At 67.1% G+C, this 15905-nt stretch carries 18 protein-coding genes, 3 tRNA genes and 1 pseudogene; 15 read left to right on the top strand and 7 right to left on the bottom strand.

Features of this window, described 5'->3' with window-relative positions:
* Positions 1–27: 27 nt before the first annotated feature.
* The gene (locus QFZ61_RS02230; protein WP_307032909.1) at positions 28–864 is read left to right on the top strand and encodes an ABC transporter permease; all 837 of its coding nucleotides are present in this window, start codon (positions 28–30) and stop codon (positions 862–864) included.
* Between the two features lie 35 nt (positions 865–899).
* On the opposite strand, the gene QFZ61_RS02225 is transcribed toward QFZ61_RS02230, so the two are convergent.
* The 4 genes from QFZ61_RS02225 to QFZ61_RS02210 all read right to left on the bottom strand — a co-directional run bounded on the left by QFZ61_RS02225 (position 900) and on the right by QFZ61_RS02210 (position 4407).
* On the bottom strand, positions 900–1820 hold the full coding sequence (locus QFZ61_RS02225) for a cation diffusion facilitator family transporter (protein WP_307032907.1): 921 nt from the start codon (positions 1818–1820) through the stop codon (positions 900–902).
* Positions 1821–1849: 29 nt separating this feature from the next.
* The gene (locus tag QFZ61_RS02220) at positions 1850–2257 is read right to left on the bottom strand and encodes a metallopeptidase family protein (protein WP_373427112.1); all 408 of its coding nucleotides are present in this window, start codon (positions 2255–2257) and stop codon (positions 1850–1852) included.
* Between the two features lie 34 nt (positions 2258–2291).
* Positions 2292–3293, bottom strand: a complete 1002-nt coding sequence (locus QFZ61_RS02215; RefSeq protein WP_307032905.1) for a DMT family transporter — start codon at positions 3291–3293, stop codon at positions 2292–2294.
* A gap of 85 nt (positions 3294–3378) precedes the next feature.
* The gene (locus tag QFZ61_RS02210; RefSeq protein ID WP_307032903.1) at positions 3379–4407 is read right to left on the bottom strand and encodes a PHP domain-containing protein; all 1029 of its coding nucleotides are present in this window, start codon (positions 4405–4407) and stop codon (positions 3379–3381) included.
* Between the two features lie 191 nt (positions 4408–4598).
* On the opposite strand from QFZ61_RS02210, the gene QFZ61_RS02205 reads away from it, so the two are divergent.
* The 4 genes from QFZ61_RS02205 to QFZ61_RS02190 all read left to right on the top strand — a co-directional run bounded on the left by QFZ61_RS02205 (position 4599) and on the right by QFZ61_RS02190 (position 5549).
* Positions 4599–4671, top strand: a tRNA-Glu gene (locus QFZ61_RS02205).
* A 102-nt stretch (positions 4672–4773) separates the two neighbouring features.
* A tRNA-Asp gene (locus QFZ61_RS02200) sits at positions 4774–4847 on the top strand.
* 48 nt (positions 4848–4895) lie between these two features.
* Positions 4896–4971: transfer RNA gene (locus tag QFZ61_RS02195), tRNA-Phe, on the top strand.
* Positions 4972–5066: 95 nt separating this feature from the next.
* On the top strand, positions 5067–5549 hold the full coding sequence (locus QFZ61_RS02190; RefSeq protein ID WP_307032901.1) for an SRPBCC family protein: 483 nt from the start codon (positions 5067–5069) through the stop codon (positions 5547–5549).
* A gap of 39 nt (positions 5550–5588) precedes the next feature.
* Here the strand turns inward: QFZ61_RS02190 and QFZ61_RS02185 are convergent, their stop codons facing one another.
* Positions 5589–6626, bottom strand: a complete 1038-nt coding sequence (locus tag QFZ61_RS02185; RefSeq protein WP_307032899.1) for an LLM class flavin-dependent oxidoreductase — start codon at positions 6624–6626, stop codon at positions 5589–5591.
* Between the two features lie 116 nt (positions 6627–6742).
* Between QFZ61_RS02185 and QFZ61_RS02180 the strand changes: the two genes are divergently transcribed.
* The 10 genes and pseudogenes from QFZ61_RS02180 (at position 6743) to QFZ61_RS02135 (ending at position 14039) form a co-directional block, all read left to right on the top strand.
* Entirely contained in the window at positions 6743–7231 is a 489-nt protein-coding gene (locus QFZ61_RS02180) for an Asp23/Gls24 family envelope stress response protein (protein WP_307032897.1), read from the top strand.
* Positions 7228–7419: a hypothetical protein gene (locus QFZ61_RS02175; protein ID WP_307032895.1), complete on the top strand. Its 192-nt coding sequence runs from the start codon at positions 7228–7230 to the stop codon at positions 7417–7419. Before QFZ61_RS02180 ends, QFZ61_RS02175 begins: the two co-directional genes overlap by 4 nt.
* The gene (locus tag QFZ61_RS02170) at positions 7416–7784 is read left to right on the top strand and encodes a hypothetical protein (RefSeq protein ID WP_307032893.1); all 369 of its coding nucleotides are present in this window, start codon (positions 7416–7418) and stop codon (positions 7782–7784) included. The genes QFZ61_RS02175 and QFZ61_RS02170 overlap by 4 nt, the downstream gene beginning before the upstream one ends.
* 116 nt (positions 7785–7900) lie before the next feature.
* Complete coding sequence (locus tag QFZ61_RS02165) at positions 7901–8467, top strand: DUF6286 domain-containing protein (RefSeq protein ID WP_373427181.1); 567 nt, start codon at positions 7901–7903, stop codon at positions 8465–8467.
* Positions 8464–9076: pseudogene (locus QFZ61_RS02160) on the top strand (hypothetical protein). The gene QFZ61_RS02165 and the pseudogene QFZ61_RS02160 overlap by 4 nt, the downstream one beginning before the upstream one ends.
* Before the next feature lie 258 nt (positions 9077–9334).
* On the top strand, positions 9335–10633 hold the full coding sequence (locus QFZ61_RS02155; protein ID WP_307032891.1) for an ABC transporter substrate-binding protein: 1299 nt from the start codon (positions 9335–9337) through the stop codon (positions 10631–10633).
* An 8-nt stretch (positions 10634–10641) separates the two neighbouring features.
* On the top strand, positions 10642–11679 hold the full coding sequence (locus QFZ61_RS02150; protein ID WP_307032889.1) for a carbohydrate ABC transporter permease: 1038 nt from the start codon (positions 10642–10644) through the stop codon (positions 11677–11679).
* Positions 11676–12566 carry a carbohydrate ABC transporter permease gene (locus QFZ61_RS02145; protein ID WP_307032886.1) on the top strand — a complete coding sequence of 297 codons (891 nt, stop codon included), beginning with the start codon at positions 11676–11678 and terminating at the stop codon, positions 12564–12566. The genes QFZ61_RS02150 and QFZ61_RS02145 overlap by 4 nt, the downstream gene beginning before the upstream one ends.
* Positions 12567–12587: 21 nt before the next feature.
* The gene (locus QFZ61_RS02140) at positions 12588–12842 is read left to right on the top strand and encodes a hypothetical protein (RefSeq protein ID WP_307032885.1); all 255 of its coding nucleotides are present in this window, start codon (positions 12588–12590) and stop codon (positions 12840–12842) included.
* Positions 12843–12941: 99 nt separating this feature from the next.
* The gene (locus tag QFZ61_RS02135) at positions 12942–14039 is read left to right on the top strand and encodes a LacI family DNA-binding transcriptional regulator (RefSeq protein ID WP_307032883.1); all 1098 of its coding nucleotides are present in this window, start codon (positions 12942–12944) and stop codon (positions 14037–14039) included.
* Positions 14040–14045: 6 nt separating this feature from the next.
* Here QFZ61_RS02135 and QFZ61_RS02130 read toward each other — a convergent pair whose 3' ends face one another.
* Positions 14046–14963 (bottom strand): hypothetical protein, encoded by a 918-nt coding sequence (locus QFZ61_RS02130; RefSeq protein WP_307032882.1) that lies wholly within the window; start codon positions 14961–14963, stop codon positions 14046–14048.
* Between the two features lie 31 nt (positions 14964–14994).
* Entirely contained in the window at positions 14995–15801 is an 807-nt protein-coding gene (locus QFZ61_RS02125; protein WP_307032880.1) for an exodeoxyribonuclease III, read from the bottom strand.
* Positions 15802–15905 lie beyond the last annotated feature (104 nt).

Below are 15905 nucleotides of genomic sequence, written 5' to 3'. Positions count from 1 at the left end.
CCTCCGCAGACACGGCGCGCCCCGGGGTTGCGCCGGACCCGGCCACGGACCCAGGGGCTGCGGCTGCTCGGCTCCGAGCTCGGCGTGCTGTTCCGGCGCCGACGGACCTGGGCCATGCTGCTGGCCCTCGCCGCCATCCCGGTATTGATCGCTGTCGCCGTGCGGCTCTCGTCCGCCGTGCCGGCAGGACGCGGACCGGCCTTCCTGGACCGGATCAGCCAGAACGGACTGTTCGTCGGCGTAACCGCCATGCTGGTCGCGGTTCCGCTGTTCCTGCCCCTGACCATCGGCGTGGTCGCCGGTGACACCCTCGCCGGCGAGGCCGGGTTGGGCACCCTTCGCTACCTGCTGGCGGCCCCGGCGGGCCGGGGCCGGCTCTTGGCGGTCAAGTACGCCGGCGCCGTCGCGTTCGCCGTGGTTGCACCGCTGACAGTGGCGGTGGTCGGCGCCGGCATCGGGGCGGCGCTCTTTCCGGTGGGCCCGGTCACCTTGCTCTCCGGCGACACGATAGGTGCTGCCGATGCCGTAGTGCGGCTGTTGCTGATTGCTGCCTACCTGGCCGTCTCACTCGTGGGGCTCTCCGCCGTCGGACTGTTTATGTCGAGCCTTACGGACGTGCCCGTCGGCGCGATGGCTGCCACCGTGGTGCTCGCCGTCGTCGCCCAGGTCGCGGATGCCCTGCCCCAGCTGGAATGGCTCCATCCGTGGCTCTTTACCCACCGCTGGCTCGATTTCGCGGACCTGCTGCGGCAACCGGTTGTCTGGGAATCGTTCGCGGCGAATGCGCTCCTGCAGGGCGGCTACCTCGCCGTCTTTGGAACCCTTGCTTACGCGAAGTTCACTACCAAGGACGTGCTCTCCTAGGACGTTCCGGACGCTGCCAGACCGGGAGCGGCGCGTCAAGCGTGCTGGTGGGCCTCGTGCTCCGCGTGGGTGGCCGGCTCGAGCTGGAACGTGCAGTGTTCGGTGTCAAAGTGCGACCCGAGGCAGGTGACCAGTTTGTCCAGCACCCTGTCTGCCCCGCGGGCGCCCATCGCCGCGTCCTCCACCACCACGTGGGCCGAGAACACCGGCACGCCGGAGGTGATCGTCCAGATGTGGATGTCGTGGACGGAGACGACGCCGTCCACGGCCAGAATGTGTTCGCGGATCATCTGGACGTCCACGCCCTTGGGGGTGGCCTCGAGGAGCACGTCGACGACGTCGCGCAGCAGGTGCCAGGCCCGCGGCAGGATCATCAGTGCGATCAGCATCGAGGCGATGGTGTCCGCGGCCTGGTAGCCGGTGGCCATGATGACGATGGCGGCGGCAATCACGGCGAAGGATCCCAGCAGGTCGCCAAGGACTTCGAGATAGGCGCCGCGGACGTTGAGGCTTTCCTTCTGGGCCCCGCGCAGGATCAGCAGTGAAACGAGGTTGGCGACCGCGCCGAGGATGGCGGCGAAGAGCATCACGTCCGTGTGCACCTCGGGGGCGGAGCCGAACCGGCGGACGGCCTCGGTGAAGATGACGACGGAAATGACGATCAGGACCAGGGCGTTGGCCAGCGCGGCCAGGACCTCCGCCCGCTGGTAGCCGTAAGTCCTGGCATCGCTCGCCGGCCGGGCCGCGATCCAGGCGGCCAGCAGGGCGATGAAGACACCGGCGGCGTCGGAGAGCATGTGCCCGGCGTCCGCCAGCAGGGCCAACGACCCGGAGATGGCGGCGCCCGCGACCTGGATCAGAACCACTGCCAAGGTGATACCAAGGACGGCGATCAGGCGTTTGCGGTGCCGCGCGGTGCCCGTGGCCGTGATGCCGTGCGAGTGGTCGTGTCCCATGCTTCCAAGGCTAGTCGCACCCCGGCGCGCTAGCCCCAGCCGAGTTCGTGCAGCCGATCGTCGCTGATACCGAAGTGGTGGGCGATCTCGTGCACCACCGTGACTGTTACCTCCTCGACCACGTCCTCGCGCGACGCGCAGAGGTCCAGGATCGGTTTCCGGTAGATGGTGATCCGGTCCGGCAGCGAGCCGGCGTCCCACCATGAATCCCGCTCGGTCAGCGGCACGCCCTCGTACAGGCCCAGCAGCACGGTGTCCGGGTCCTCGTCGGGCTGCGGAATGTAGTCGTCCTCGATAAAGACGGCCACGTTGTTCATCGTGTTGGCCAGTTCCTGCGGGATCCGGGCCAGCGCATCCCCCACCGCGGCTTCGAACTCGTCCTCGGACATCGGAAAGGGGCCGCCGGGGGCCGCGCCGTCGTCGTTTCCGCTTGGCACGATCGGCAGGCCGGGAGGCGGGCATAGGCAAACTCTATGCCCCGGGCTCTGGGGGGGTGCCCGATACCGAGCTTTGCTTCGATGCCTTCCTTGGCCGGGAGCCGGAGCGGGAGCCTGATCCACGCCGGGTCAGCGCGACGCCGGCGAGGCAGATGACCCCGCCGACCAGGCCCCAGATGGTGGGGATCTCGCCAAGCAGCAGCCAGGAAATCAGGATCGTGGTGCCCGGCACCAGGTACGTGGTGGCGGCGAGCCGTCCGGCGTCGATCAGCGAGAGGGCGTAAGCCCACGTGGTGAACGCGATGGCGGTGGGGAAGACGCCGAGGTAGACCAGTCCCAGCGTTGCGGGCAGCGGGGCTGCCTGCAGTTCGGTGACCAGCTGGCCGCTGAAGGGCAGGCAGCACAGCGTGCCCACGAGGATGCCGAACCAGGTGGCCTGCGCGGCGGGAAGTTTGCGGAGCACCGGTTTCTGCACGATGACGCTCACCGCTGCGAGGGCGGCGGCGAGTAGGCAGAGCAGCACGCCGGCTACGTCGGCCGGTGACCGCTGGCCGGAGCCGAGCGCAATGACGGCGACGCCGCTGAACGCCACCAGGCTCCCGATGATCAGCCAGCGCGGGAAGCCCTCCTTGAGGATGATGCCGGCCATCACGGCGACGAGGATGGGGTTGACGTTGATCAGCAGCGCTGCGGTGCCGGCGTCGAGCAGATGTTCGGCGGCGTTCAGCGCGACGTTGTAGCCGCCGAACCACATCACGCCATAGGCCAGGATGGGCCACCACTCGCGGCCCCGGGGGAGGCTCGCTGCGCGGAACTTGGGCAGCACCACGAGCCCCAGGGCGACGGCCGCCACGGCGAGCCGGCCCAGGGTCAGCGGGCCGGGGGAGAAGCTGGGCCCGACTGCGCGGATGCCCACGAAGGCGGAGGCCCAGAGTACGACAGTGACGATGACTGCGGCGATGCCGAGCCCGCTGATTTGTCCGGGCCGGAGGGGCGTTTTTGTTGCGGGGGAGCCCGTCTGGGCCGTTGTTGCCATGCTGCCAATCTAGCCGGTGCGGCGGCTGACCGGCTCGCGGAAATCGGTCACATCTAGTCGGTTTGCTGCCAAAACACTGCCGGCGTCAGCGGCGGGCCCATTCGAGGAGTCGGTCCAGGGGCCAGGTGGTGATGATCCGGTCTGCAGGGACGCCGTTGCGGGCGGCCCGCTCGGCGCCGTACTGCAGGAAGTCGAGCTGGCCGGGGGCATGGGCGTCACTGTCGATGCTGAAGAGGCAACCGGCGTCGAGGGCCAGCTGAATCAGTTCATCCGGCGGGTCCTGGCGTTCCGGCCGGGCGTTGATCTCAACGGCTACATCGTTGTCCGCACACGCCGCAAAGACACGCTTGGCGTCAAAGTCCGACGGCGGCCGGGTCCCGCGTGAGCCGGTGATCAGCCGTCCGGTGCAGTGGCCCAGGACGCGGGTGTGCGGGTCCTCGATGCCGCCCAGCATCCGGCGGGTCATGGTCCGGCTGTCCGAGCGGAGCTTCGAGTGCACGCTCGCAACCACCATGTCCAAGCGGTCCAGCAGTTCCGGGGTCTGGTCAAGCTTGCCGTCCTCCAGGATGTCCACTTCGATGCCGGCCAGCAGGCGGGGCTGCGGGCGGCCGTCGTCGGCCTGTGCCGCCTCAATGCCCGGCAGCAGGCCCAGTTGCTCATTGAGCCGCTCCGGGGTCAACCCGTTCGCGATCTTCAGCGTGGGCGAGTGGTCAGTCAGGGCGACGTATTCACGGCCCAGCGTGCGGGCGGCGTCCAGCATGGCCTCGATCGGTGAACCGCCGTCGGACCAGTTGCTGTGCATGTGCAGGTCCCCGCGCAGGCTCGCCAGCAGCTCACGGCCGCCCTCGACGAGCGGTTCGGCGCCGCGTTCGCGGAGAGTCGCCAGGTACTCGGGGACCTCGCCGTCGACGGCCTGGGCGATGACCTGGAAGGTCCGGTCACCGATGCCCTTCATGCGTTTCAGTCGGCCGTCCCGTCGCCGTGCCGCCAGTTCTTCGGCGGGGAGGGCGGCGATGATGTCGGCCGCCTTGCGGAAGGCCTGCACCTTGAAAGGGGTGGCGAGCTCGCGTTCGAGCCAGAAAGCGATCTCATTGAGGGCAGCGTGGGCGTCCATCCGACCATCATCCACACACTGGTACGGCGCTTGTCCAGAGCTTATTCCCGGGTTGTGGAAGGGATTTTGGAGAATCCGGAAGTTGGCCCTATAGTTTTATAGGTCCAGTTCGGAGGAACCCGAAACGAACAAAAACGACAGGCTTCGGCCCTTAATTTTTGCCCTCGTTGGTTCCATCGGATGGCGTCCTGGCCCCCATCGTCTAGCGGCCTAGGACACCGCCCTTTCACGGCGGCGGCACGGGTTCGAATCCCGTTGGGGGTACGCAAGGAACTGGTCAGGCCGGATGAAAAAGTCTGGTAGGCTGGAGCCCTTGAAAAAGTGCGGTAGCGATACCGCAGGAAGCAAGAAAAGCAGTAAAATCAAGGCCCTGTAGCGCAGTTGGTTAGCGCGCCGCCCTGTCACGGCGGAGGTCGCGGGTTCAAGTCCCGTCAGGGTCGCTCTGATTGCCAGAAGAGATTCCGGCTGTCATGGTGACACGTCACCTAGGCTCTGTAGCTCAGTTGGTAGAGCGTTCGACTGAAAATCGAAAGGTCACCGGATCGACGCCGGTCGGAGCCACCAGCTAGAACCCCGCAGTTCCCATTCTTTACACGGGAACGGCGGGGTTTTTTCGTTGCCTCAGGCCCGCGGGCGATTCGGTCTGTGAGGATGGACCCATGAGTGAAACAAGCATCCGCCATCACCAGGAGTCCGTCACAGTTCAGGCGTCACCCGAAGCGCTCTACGATCTGGTTTCCGATATTACCCGCACGGGCGAGTGGAGTCCGGTCTGCACGTCGTGCTGGTGGGACAATGACGTCGACGCCGGTCAGATCGGGGCCTGGTTCACCGGACGTAATGAACTCCCGCACCGGTCCTGGGAGACCCGGTCGCAGGTGGCGGCCGCCGACCGCGGCCGCGAGTTCGCGTGGGTTGTGGGCGGCCGCTTCGTCCGCTGGGGCTTCACGCTGACCCCGGCAGGCGCAGGGACGACCCTGAGCGAGTCCTGGGACTTCCTGCCGGCCGGGATTGCAATGTTCGAGGAAAAGTTCGGTGACAAGGCGAAACTTCAAATCAGAGACCGCACGCAGCAGGCCCTCGACGGTATCCCCAAAACTCTCGCCGCGATAAAGCGGATCGCCGAATCCTCTGCTGCATGACGGGCACCCACCCCGACCATTGCCGGGCTCGCTGAGCAGTCAGCGCCAGCCGAGCTGGGGCGCTACCTGCGTCAGGACCGCCTCAATGACGTGGGCGTTGTAATCCACACCCAGCTGGTTAGGGACCGTGAGCAGCAAGGTATCTGCCGCCGCGATCGCCTCATCTTCGGCCAGCTTGGCGGCCAGCTCGTCCGGGGCACCCGCGTAGGACCGGCCAAAGACCGCGCGCGTTTTCTCGTCGATGTAGCCCACCTGGTCAGAGCTGCGGCGGTCCCGGCCGAAGTATTGCCAGTCACGCTCCTCCGTCAGCGCGAAGATGCTGCGGCTGACCGAGACGCGTGGCTCCCGCTCGTGCCCCGCCTCCTTCCAGGCCTGCCGGTAGAGCTCGATCTGCTCGGCCTGCTGGACATGGAAGGGCTTGCCGCTCTCGTCGTCCTTGAGCGTGGAACTTTGCAGGTTCATGCCGAGCTTCGCCGCCCAGACGGCCGTGGCGTTCGAACCCGAACCCCACCAAATGCGCTCACGCAGGCCCGCCGAGTACGGTTCAATGCGCAGCAGCCCCGGAGGGTTCGGGAACATCGGACGCGGGCTCGGCGCCGCGAAACCCTCACCGGTCAGCACCTCAAGCAAACGCTCGGTATGCCTGCGGCCCATGTCGGCGTCGGACTCGCCCTCAGCGGGGGCGAAGCCGAAGTGGCGCCACCCGTCGATGACCTGTTCGGGTGAACCCCTGCTGATGCCGAGCTGAAGCCGGCCCCCCGAGATCAGATCGGCCGCGCCAGCGTCCTCCGCCATGTAGAGCGGGTTCTCGTAGCGCATGTCGATCACCCCGGTACCGATCTCGATGCGGCTGGTCCGGGCCCCGATGGCAGCGAGCAGCGGGAAGGGGGAGGCGTACTGCTGTGCGAAGTGGTGGACGCGGAAGTAGGCGCCGTCCGCCCCCAGCTCCTCGGCCGCGACGGCGAGGTCGATGGCCTGCAGCAGCGCGTCGGACGCGCTGCGCGTGCCCGACTCGGGGTGGTCGGTCCAATGGCCAAAGGACAGGAATCCGATGCTCTTCACACCAGAAACCAACATGGTGGCGAGGGCTCCTATTCCCTGCGGCGTCTGGGTTTGAAAGATAGCCAAGCGCGCATCCGGCGCGACTGTCGTCCCCAAGGTTTAGGGTGGAGTCAAAGAAGGGGGAGTGCCAGATGGAATATCCGAATTCTCAGCCGACAGCCGGCCCGCCGGTGGGAGCATCTCCGGCTTTACCGACAGCAGGGGCGCCCGTTGTGCTACCGGTGGCAACCGGCCGAACCGTGATATCCGAGGCGGCCGTCGCGAAGGTCGCCGGCATCGCGGCCCGCGCAGTTCCCGGCGTTTATTCCCTCGGCTCCGCCCCCTCCCGCGCCCTGGGAGCGATCCGCGACGCCGTCGGCAGCCTTGACCACGCCACCGGGGTCCGGGCCGAGGTCGGTGAGACGCAGGTGGCCGTGGACATCGACCTCGTGGCGCTCTACGGCACGCCCCTGCATCCCTTGGCGGACCAGATCCGTGCCGCCGTTTACGCCGCCGTGGAAGAGCTCGTCGGTCTCCAGGTGATTGAAGTCAACATCGAGATCCACGACGTATTCGTCCCCGGCCCGGCCAGGCCGTCCACCGCCGCCGAAGCACGGCCCGCGCGGGAGGTCCTGCAGTGACCCCCACCGTGGCCGGCGTCGCCGCCGGGGCCTTCCTTGCCTTCATGTCCTTCTCCTTTGGTCTCTGGGGTTTTCTGGGCTCACTGCTGTTCATGGCCATCGGAGCACTGCTGGGCCGCGCGGCGGAAGGGAAACTTGACCTGCGCAGCGTCATCGACGCCATCACGGGCCGGCGTTCCTCATCATGAGCCTGGCCACCGGGCGCTTGCTGGCCGGGCACAACCGGATCGGCACCCAGGCCCTCACCAGTGTCGCCCGCGCCGCAGCCGCAGAGGCACTCGGCGTTTCGCCCCAGGACGTGCGTGCGGACTGGGCCGACGACGACGGTCTGCTGGCTCTGTCGCTGGTCATGCCAATCGCCGTCCCTCCACTCACCGCCGTGCTCCGGGACCCAGGACGTGTGGCGGCCTTCGGCGGCCCCATCTGGGACCGGGCGGTGGCCGCGAAGGAGCAGATCCTGCGCCGCGTCACTGAGATTAGCGGCGCCGAACTTAGCCGGGTCGACATCCGCATCAGCGGCGCCACCGTCAGTGAAGGAGGGCGGGTTCGTTGAGCCACGCCGTCGAACGCCACGCCGACGATCCGCACCCCGGCGATGCCCCGCTGCCGGGACGTCCACCCCGACTTCCCCGGGCTTCCGGGTCCGAGCCTTCGAGCAGCGATGCGGCGGTGATGGAACGGGTCCTGGTCAGGGAAACCACCGCCTCCCGGGCTCCGGCATCCGTTATTGCCGCAATCCTCGTCATCGCGGTGTGCGCCTACGCGCTGCTGGAGACCGCAGTACGCGCCGTCGGACAGCCACCCTGGCTGATCGACCCGCAGACCGCGGCGGACCGGATCACCGCCCTTCCGGCGGGAGTTCCACCGCTGCTGCTCGGGGTCATTGGAGTCGTCCTTTTCGTGGCGGGTCTGTTCTTCTTCCTCAGCGCGGTGCTGCCGGGCCGCCGGGCCCGGCATGTGCTCGCCGATCCGAGGGCCGCCGTCGTTGTCGATGACGAGGTGATCGCTTCCGCCCTGGCCCGCCGCGGGCGGCTGGCAGCCAACGTGACGCAGGAACAAGTGATGGTCGTAGTGTCCAGAAACCAGGTGCAGGTCAACGTCCGGCCGACCTCCGGTGTGCCGCTCCGCGCAGCGGACGTGCAGGCTGCGGTGGAGGCGGAATTGCGCGAAATGGGCCTGACACCCATGCCCGAAGTGCGCGTCAACGTGGCCGCCTCGGGGGTGATCGGCGCATGAACGGCACCCCCCGGCTGCTTAACCGGATCCTGATCGGTATCCTCGGCGCGAAGCTGCTGACCGTCGGGCTGTTGCTGGTCCTGCTGGCGACAGTGCCGGCCGCCGCGACCTGGTGGCAGGGCTGGTCCGCCGGAGTCTGGAGCAACCTCCGGTCCTTCTTCGACAGCACCCGCTTTCCCGGACGGCCGGAGAGCTGGCTGTGGATCGTGATGGCCGTCCTGCTGCTGGCGGTTATCGGCGCCATGGTGGCGTGGCTGGCCCAGCAAGGCAAAGGCCGTGCGAACCTGCTCGCCGCCGAAGAGGACGCCGGCGGAACACCCGGGGATGTCCGAATCGGCGGAGGCGTCGCGGAGCAGGCATTGCGGGCCGCGCTCGCGGACCGGCCCGATCTGGCGGGCGCCACGGTCACTACGTATGAGATCAAAGGTGAACCCGCCCCTGCGGATCCGGGTCCAGCCCCGCCAGGGAGTTGCCCCGCATTCCCTGGCCGCGGAGATATCGGCGCTCGTGGAGGCATTGGATGCCGTTGTCGGCCGGCGCACACCCGTGCTGATCCACCTCAGCTCCGGAGCGCGCTCCCGGTTTGGCCGCGCGGAGCGGGTCCGCTGAACCGCCGATTTCCTGCCTCGATCTGCAGGCCCCCGGGGTGATCCTGACCACACGGGTTCCACAATCAACAAGAGCTCCGACCCGCCCGCGGTCGCGCAGTAGGGGCGGAGCTGCAGCGCCTTCGTGCCGTCGCCAGGGGGCACCCGGCGCTCCCCGCGAGATGTAAACGCTTGCATTATGGACAGCGTGCTGACTACTGTGATGGTTACCACACGATTGCACCACCGGTCCGCCCGGTACTCAGCGAGGAGCACCTGTATGAAAACCCGTAAGTATCTACTTCCCGTAGCCGCGGCCGGTGTCTTGGCCCTCTCCCTCTCCGCCTGCGGTGGTGGCGGCGGAAGCACCGGCGGTGGCGGCGGCTCCGCCGGGGGCGGCGACGCTGCGGCCAACCTCGAGGGTCGCGGACCGATCACGTACGTCCAGGGCAAGGACAACAGCAACGTCGTCCGCCCGCTGATTGAAAAGTGGAACGCCGCGCACCCGAACGAGAAGGTCACGTTCAAGGAGCAGACCGACCAGGCCGACCAGCAGCACGACGACCTCGTCCAGAACTTCCAGGCCAAGAACGCCAACTACGACGTCGTCAGCGTCGACGTCGTCTGGACCGCGGAATTTGCCGCGAAGGGCTGGCTCCAGCCGCTCAAGGACAAGATGGCACTCGACACGGCCGGCATGCTGAAGCCGACCCTTGACGCCGCCTCCTACAAGGGCACCCTCTACGCCGCGCCGGAATCGTCCGACGGCGGCATCCTGTACTACCGCAAGGACCTGGTCCCCACCCCGCCCAAAACGTGGGACGAGATGATGAGCATGTGCTCCATCGCCAAGACCAACAACATCGGCTGCTACTCAGGCCAGTTCTCGAAGTACGAGGGACTCACGGTCAACGCCTCGGAGGCGATCAACTCCGCTGGCGGTTCCGTACTGGACAAGGAAGGCAAGCCCAGCCTGAACACGCCTGAGGCGAAGGCCGGCCTCGAGAACCTGGCCAAGGCCTACGCGAACGGCAACATCCCCAAGGAAGCGATCACCTACAAGGAAGAAGAATCACGCCAGGCGTTCCAGGACGGCAAGCTGCTGTTCCTGCGCAACTGGCCATACGTCTACAACCTGGCCGTCACTGAAGGGTCCTCCAAGGTCAAGGACGTGCTCGGCATGACCGCCCTCCCCGGCAAGTCCGGCCCCGGTGCTTCCTCGCTTGGCGGCCACAGCGCCGGCATGAGTGTCTACTCCAAGAACAAGGCCACCGCGCTGGACTTCCTGAAGTTCCTCACTACGGAGGAGACGCAGAAGTTCTTCGCCACCCAGGGTTCGCTGGCTCCGGTACTGACCAAGCTCTACGACGACAAGGATCTCATCGCCAAACTGCCGTACCTGCCGGTGCTGAAGACCTCGATCGAGAATGCGGTGCCGCGTCCGGTCACCCCGTTCTACCCGGCCGTTACCAAGGCTATTCAGGACAACGCCTACCCGGCTATCAAGGGCGAAAAAGCGGTTGACGCAGCGCTGTCCGACATGCAGAAATCCATCGAGACTGCCACCGCAGGAAAGTAGCCGACGCCATGGCAACTGAATTGGGCCCGACGCCGGTAAAGAAGCCGGCGTCGGGCAGGACCGAGCCCCAGCGCCCACCAAAGGGGGTCGGGGAAGACAACGTCATTGCGAGCCAGGGCAAGTGGGCCTCGTGGCTGCTGGCCCCCACGATCATCGCGCTGGCCGTCGTGATCGTTTACCCGATCATCAGCGCCATCGTGATGTCTTTCCAGGCCGACGCCGGCCTGGATCCGGCCACCGGCCTCTTCACCGAGGGCGGTCCGGCCGGTTTCTCGAACTACGTCAACTGGATCGCCCAGCAGTGCGCGGCGCCCGCCGGCGGCACTGTCGCTTGCCCTCCCGGCACACTGGGATCCCAGTTCTGGTCCGCGACCGCCACGACGTTCTTCTTCACCATCGTGACCGTGACGCTGGAAACCGTGCTCGGCTTCTGGATGGCCATGATCATGGCCCGGACCTTCAAGGGCCGCAGCCTGGTCCGCGCCGCCGTCCTCGTGCCGTGGGCCATCCCCACGGCCGTCACGGCCAAGCTCTGGCTCTTCATTTTCGCCTTCGAGGGCATCGCCAACAAGCTCTTCAACACCTCGATCCTGTGGACCGGCAGCGAGTGGCCGGCCAAGTGGGCGGTCATCATCGCAGACGTCTGGAAAACCACGCCGTTCATGGCGCTGCTGATCCTGGCCGGACTGCAGATGATCCCCGCCGAAGTGTACGAAGCAGCCAAGGTCGACGGCGCCACCGCCTGGCAGCGGTTCCGCATGATCACCCTGCCGCTGGTCAAGCCGGCACTCATGGTGGCCATCCTGTTCCGCACCTTGGATGCGCTCCGCATGTTCGACCTGCCCTACATCCTGACCGGCGGCGCGAACAACACCACCACGCTGTCCATCCTGGTGATCAACCAGATCAGGCAAGGCTTCAATGTGGCCGCGGCGCTGTCCACCATCACGTTCATCATCATTTTCCTTGTCGCCTTCATCTTCGTCCGGTTCCTCGGCGCGAACGTTGTGGAGCAACAGACCGGCGCTAGTAAGGGGAAGAAATGACCGCCGCCACGACCGAGCTGCGCGCGCAGCAGGACCGTGGGCGCAAGACCGCCCAGAACCGGGAGAAGTGGGCCCAGGGCCGGACGTACATCAGCGCCCTGGTCATCCTCATCTGGTGCCTGGCTCCGGCGTACTGGATGGTGGTGACGGCGTTCCGCGAGGTCGGCTTCACCTACGACACCTCGATCCTGCCCACGCACGTCACGCTGGACAACTTCAAGACCGCGTTCGACACGTCGTTCGGCAACCACTTCGGCCAGGCGCTGCTCAACAGCGTCTTCATCGGCGCCACCGTGACCGTGGTCTCGTTGCTGATCGGCGTCTTCGCGGCCTACGCCCTGGCCCGGTTGAACTTCCGGTTCAAGTACCTCGTGCTGGGCTTCATCCTGGGAGCGTCAATGTTCCCCGGCGTCGCCCTCATCACCCCGCTCTTCCAGCTGTTTACCAACATCGGCTGGATGGGTACCTACCAGGCCCTGATCATCCCGAACATTTCCTTCGTGCTGCCGCTGACCGTCTACACCATGACGTCGTTCTTCCGCGAAATGCCGTGGGAGCTCGAGGAATCGGCGCGCGTCGACGGGTGCACCCAGGGCCAGGCGTTCCGGAAGGTGATCATGCCGCTCGCGGCTCCGGCCATCTTCACGACGGCCATCCTGGCGTTCATTTCCTCGTGGAATGAATTCCTGATCGCCAGCCAGCTCTCGTCCGACAAGACCCAGCCGGTCACCGTCGCCATCGCGAGCTTCGCCGGCGCGCAGCCCAACCAGATCCCCTACACGGCGATCATGGCGGCCGGCACCATCGTGACGATTCCACTGGTGATCCTGGTGCTGGTGTTCCAGCGCAAGATCGTGGCCGGCCTGACGGCCGGCGCGGTCAAGTGACCGGCTCCTGATGGGTTCGTGATGGCAGCCGGAGACAACCAGGGCGAAGTCCGCAGGACACACCGCAGGGTGCGTTCGGGCGAGGACTTCGACATCATTATCGGTTTCCTTGGTTTCTGGGCCGTGGTCATGCTGGCGGTCACCGTCTGGATGGAGGTGACCGCCCAGCCGGCCCTCGGCTGGGCCCTCGGGCTGCTCGCGACGCTGCTTGCCTTGTACGGCATGATCAGGCTGCGGCGGCGGCTGCCCCAGCGCACTGCCACCCGGCAGCGCTAAGGGCGGCCCCAGGCGGGGGCGCGAGCAAGTATGGGAACGATGGGCGCCGCGGGGCGGCACACCGGCCGCCTGATGGCGGCCGGCCGACTAGGGGACAAGGTGGCACGGACAACAGACAGGGCGCAGCGCGGCGGCCACGCCGGCGTCAGCATTGAGGACGTGGCTGCCGCTGCGGGCGTGTCCACCGCCACTGTCTCCCGTGCCGTCCGCGGCCTTCCCCGGGTGTCGCCCGCCACGCGGGAAAAAATCCTGATCGTCGCCGAGGCCCTGGGCTACGTGGCCTCCTCCTCGGCCTCCGGGCTGGCCACGGGCCGGACCCGCACCATCGGGGTGCTGGCCCCCTTTGTCAGCCGCTGGTTCTTCTCGAAAGCCATTGAAGGCGCGGACCGCGAACTTCACGGCCGCCAGTACAATCTGTCGCTGTTCAACCTGGGCGGCCATGGCAGCCACCGGGAGCGGCTGTTCAGCAAGACTATGGTCTACAAACAGATTGACGCGCTCCTGGTCCTCTGTATGGCCTTGAGCCCGGAGGAACTTGAGCACCTGCAGAAGATCGACATCCCGCTGGTCGTGGTCGGCGGCCACGTCGAGGGCTGCGCGTATATCGGGATCGACGACTACGCAGCGGCCTCCACCGCGGTGCGCCACCTCATCGGCCTGGGCCACCGGGACATCGCACTGCTGCACGGCGATGACGAGACGGACCTGAACTTCGACGTTCCGCGGGTTCGGATCAGGGCGTTCCATGACGTCATGAGCCAGGCCGGTCTGGCGGTCCGGCCTGAGTGGGACGTGTGGGGCGACTTCACCGTCCACAGTGGCCAGGAAGCGTTCCAGCGGCTGTGGTCCCGGCCCGGTCCGAAGCCCTCCGCAATTTTTTGCGCCTCGGATGAGATGGCCATCGGCGTCTTGTTCGAGGCCCGCCGGGCCGGCGTCCGGGTGCCGGAGGACCTGTCGGTGGTGGGCATCGATGATCACGAGTTTTCCGCCGTCGCCGGACTGACGACCGTGGGCCAGCGTCCGGACGAGCAGGGTGAGCTGGCCACCAAAATGCTGCTTGACGAGCTCGACGGGATCGTCGGCGCAGTACGCTCCACCGTGGCCCCGCACGAGTTGATCGTCCGGAGCACGACGGCGCCACCGCGGCGTGCGGAGCCCGTCGCGTCCGTCTCTGGCTCGCGGCTGCCGAAGATCTAGCGTCCCTCAGGAGGCGCGGGCGAGCTGACGGATCGGAATCCAGCGGGAGGCCAGCCGCCGGTAAGCGGCGGCCGCCCCGGTCATATCGCCCTCGGCCAGGCACTCGATGCCCAGCCGCACGTCCAGCGGTGAATCGTCCGGGTAGACCTTGTCCGCCACCGCACCGTAGTCGAGCTCCACCACCGAGTCGGCGTGGAATAGCTCCAGCCACTCGGTGAGCTGGGTCAGGTCTTCCAGCATGTCGAGGTCAGGGGCGGCAAGGGCCAGATGCGCGACGGCGTTGCTGACCCTTTCCAACGCGACACCGAGCGTGGCCCGGATGCGGACAGTGACGATCCGGCCCTCCGCCTCCACCACGTCCGTGGGATCGGATTCCTGGAACAGGCAGAACCAGCTGAACGGGATGCCCCAGGTCGAAGCGCGCGTGTGGACCCGGCCGCCCCCGTCCCGGGCTTTGACCTGGTCGATGCGTTCCTGGTGCCGGTCGCGCTGCTCCTCGGGAATCAGGAGCTGGGCCAAGGGCCCGTGGATCCCTTCCATCAGCGCATTGGCGGCCAGCCCGGCGCGGAGTACGAGTTGGCTGGGGCAGTACAGGAGCCTGGCCGGCAGGACTTCGCGGTCGCCGTCGGCGTTATGGCGCCCGGTCCTCCCGGGTCCCGCCGGGCCGCTACCGGAAGCGCTGACAGCGAGCAGGCGCACCAGGTCGGTCTGACCGGTCGGAAACGGATCGCCGCCGGGCCGGGTGATGCGTCCCAGGGAGGCCTGAAGTTCGGCATTCTCAACGGCGGCGCGGGATTCCGCCCGGGCGCCCATGGACTGCAGCGACTTCTGCTGCTCGGCGGGGAACGCTTCCAGAGGCTCATAGACCCGCAGCGTCGAGGAGAAGGGCAGCCCGGCCTGGCCCCGGTAGAGGTGACCCGTCATCGCGGGCCTGCGCTTACCCGGCGGGCTGTCATCAGTCAGCCAGCTCGACGATCACCGGGGCGTGGTCCGAGGCGCCCTTGCCCTTACGCTCCTCGCGGTCAATCGCTGCCCCGGTCACCCGGCCGGCCAGGGCGGGGGACGCGAGGACGAAGTCGATCCGCATGCCTTCCTTCTTGGGGAACCGCAGCTGGGTGTAGTCCCAGTAGGTGTAAACCCCGGGGCCCGGGGCATGGGGACGGACCACATCCGAGAACCCCGCGTCCTCGAACGCGCGGAAGGCTGCGCGTTCCGGTTCGCTGACGTGCGTCAGGCCCGCCGAGCGGAAGTAGTCGATGTCCCAGACGTCTTCATCCCGCGGGGCGATGTTCCAATCGCCCATCAGCGCAATCTGCGCCTCGGGATCGGCCTGGACCCACCCCTCGGCATGGGCGCGCAGGGTGTCCAGCCAGCTGAGCTTGTAGGGCATGTGCTCATCATCGAGCGCCCGCCCGTTAGGCACATAGAGGCTCCAGACCCGGATACCTCCGCAGGTGGCACCGATCGCCCGGGCCTCCTTCACCTCGCCCAGGCCGCCCTTGCCAAACGCCGGCTGGTCCAGAAAGGTGCGTTCGACGTCGTCCAGGCCCACGCGGGACGCAATGGCGACCCCATTCCACTGGTTCACGCCGAAGTGGGCCACCTCGTAGCCCATGCGCTCAAACAGCTCCCAGGGGAAATTGTCGTCCTTGCACTTGGTTTCCTGGATGGCCAGGACGTCGCAATCGGAGCGCTGGAGCCAGGCCTCCACGCGGTCAGCACGGGCACGAAGCGAGTTCACATTCCAGGTAGCAATTTTCACAGTCCCTAACTTACCTTTCCTTGCCCCGGGCCGGAGCGGCGGCCGGGGCCAACATGCCCCCGCCGCTCTGCCGCTGTCCCGCCAAGGGCGCTCTGGAGATTAGT

The sequence above is a fragment of the Arthrobacter sp. B3I4 genome, assembly GCF_030816855.1.
In the GTDB taxonomy this organism is placed as follows: Bacteria; Actinomycetota; Actinomycetes; order Actinomycetales; family Micrococcaceae; genus Arthrobacter.
Note: the sequence above shows the minus strand (reverse complement) of the source record. Positions and strands in the feature narration are given on the sequence as shown.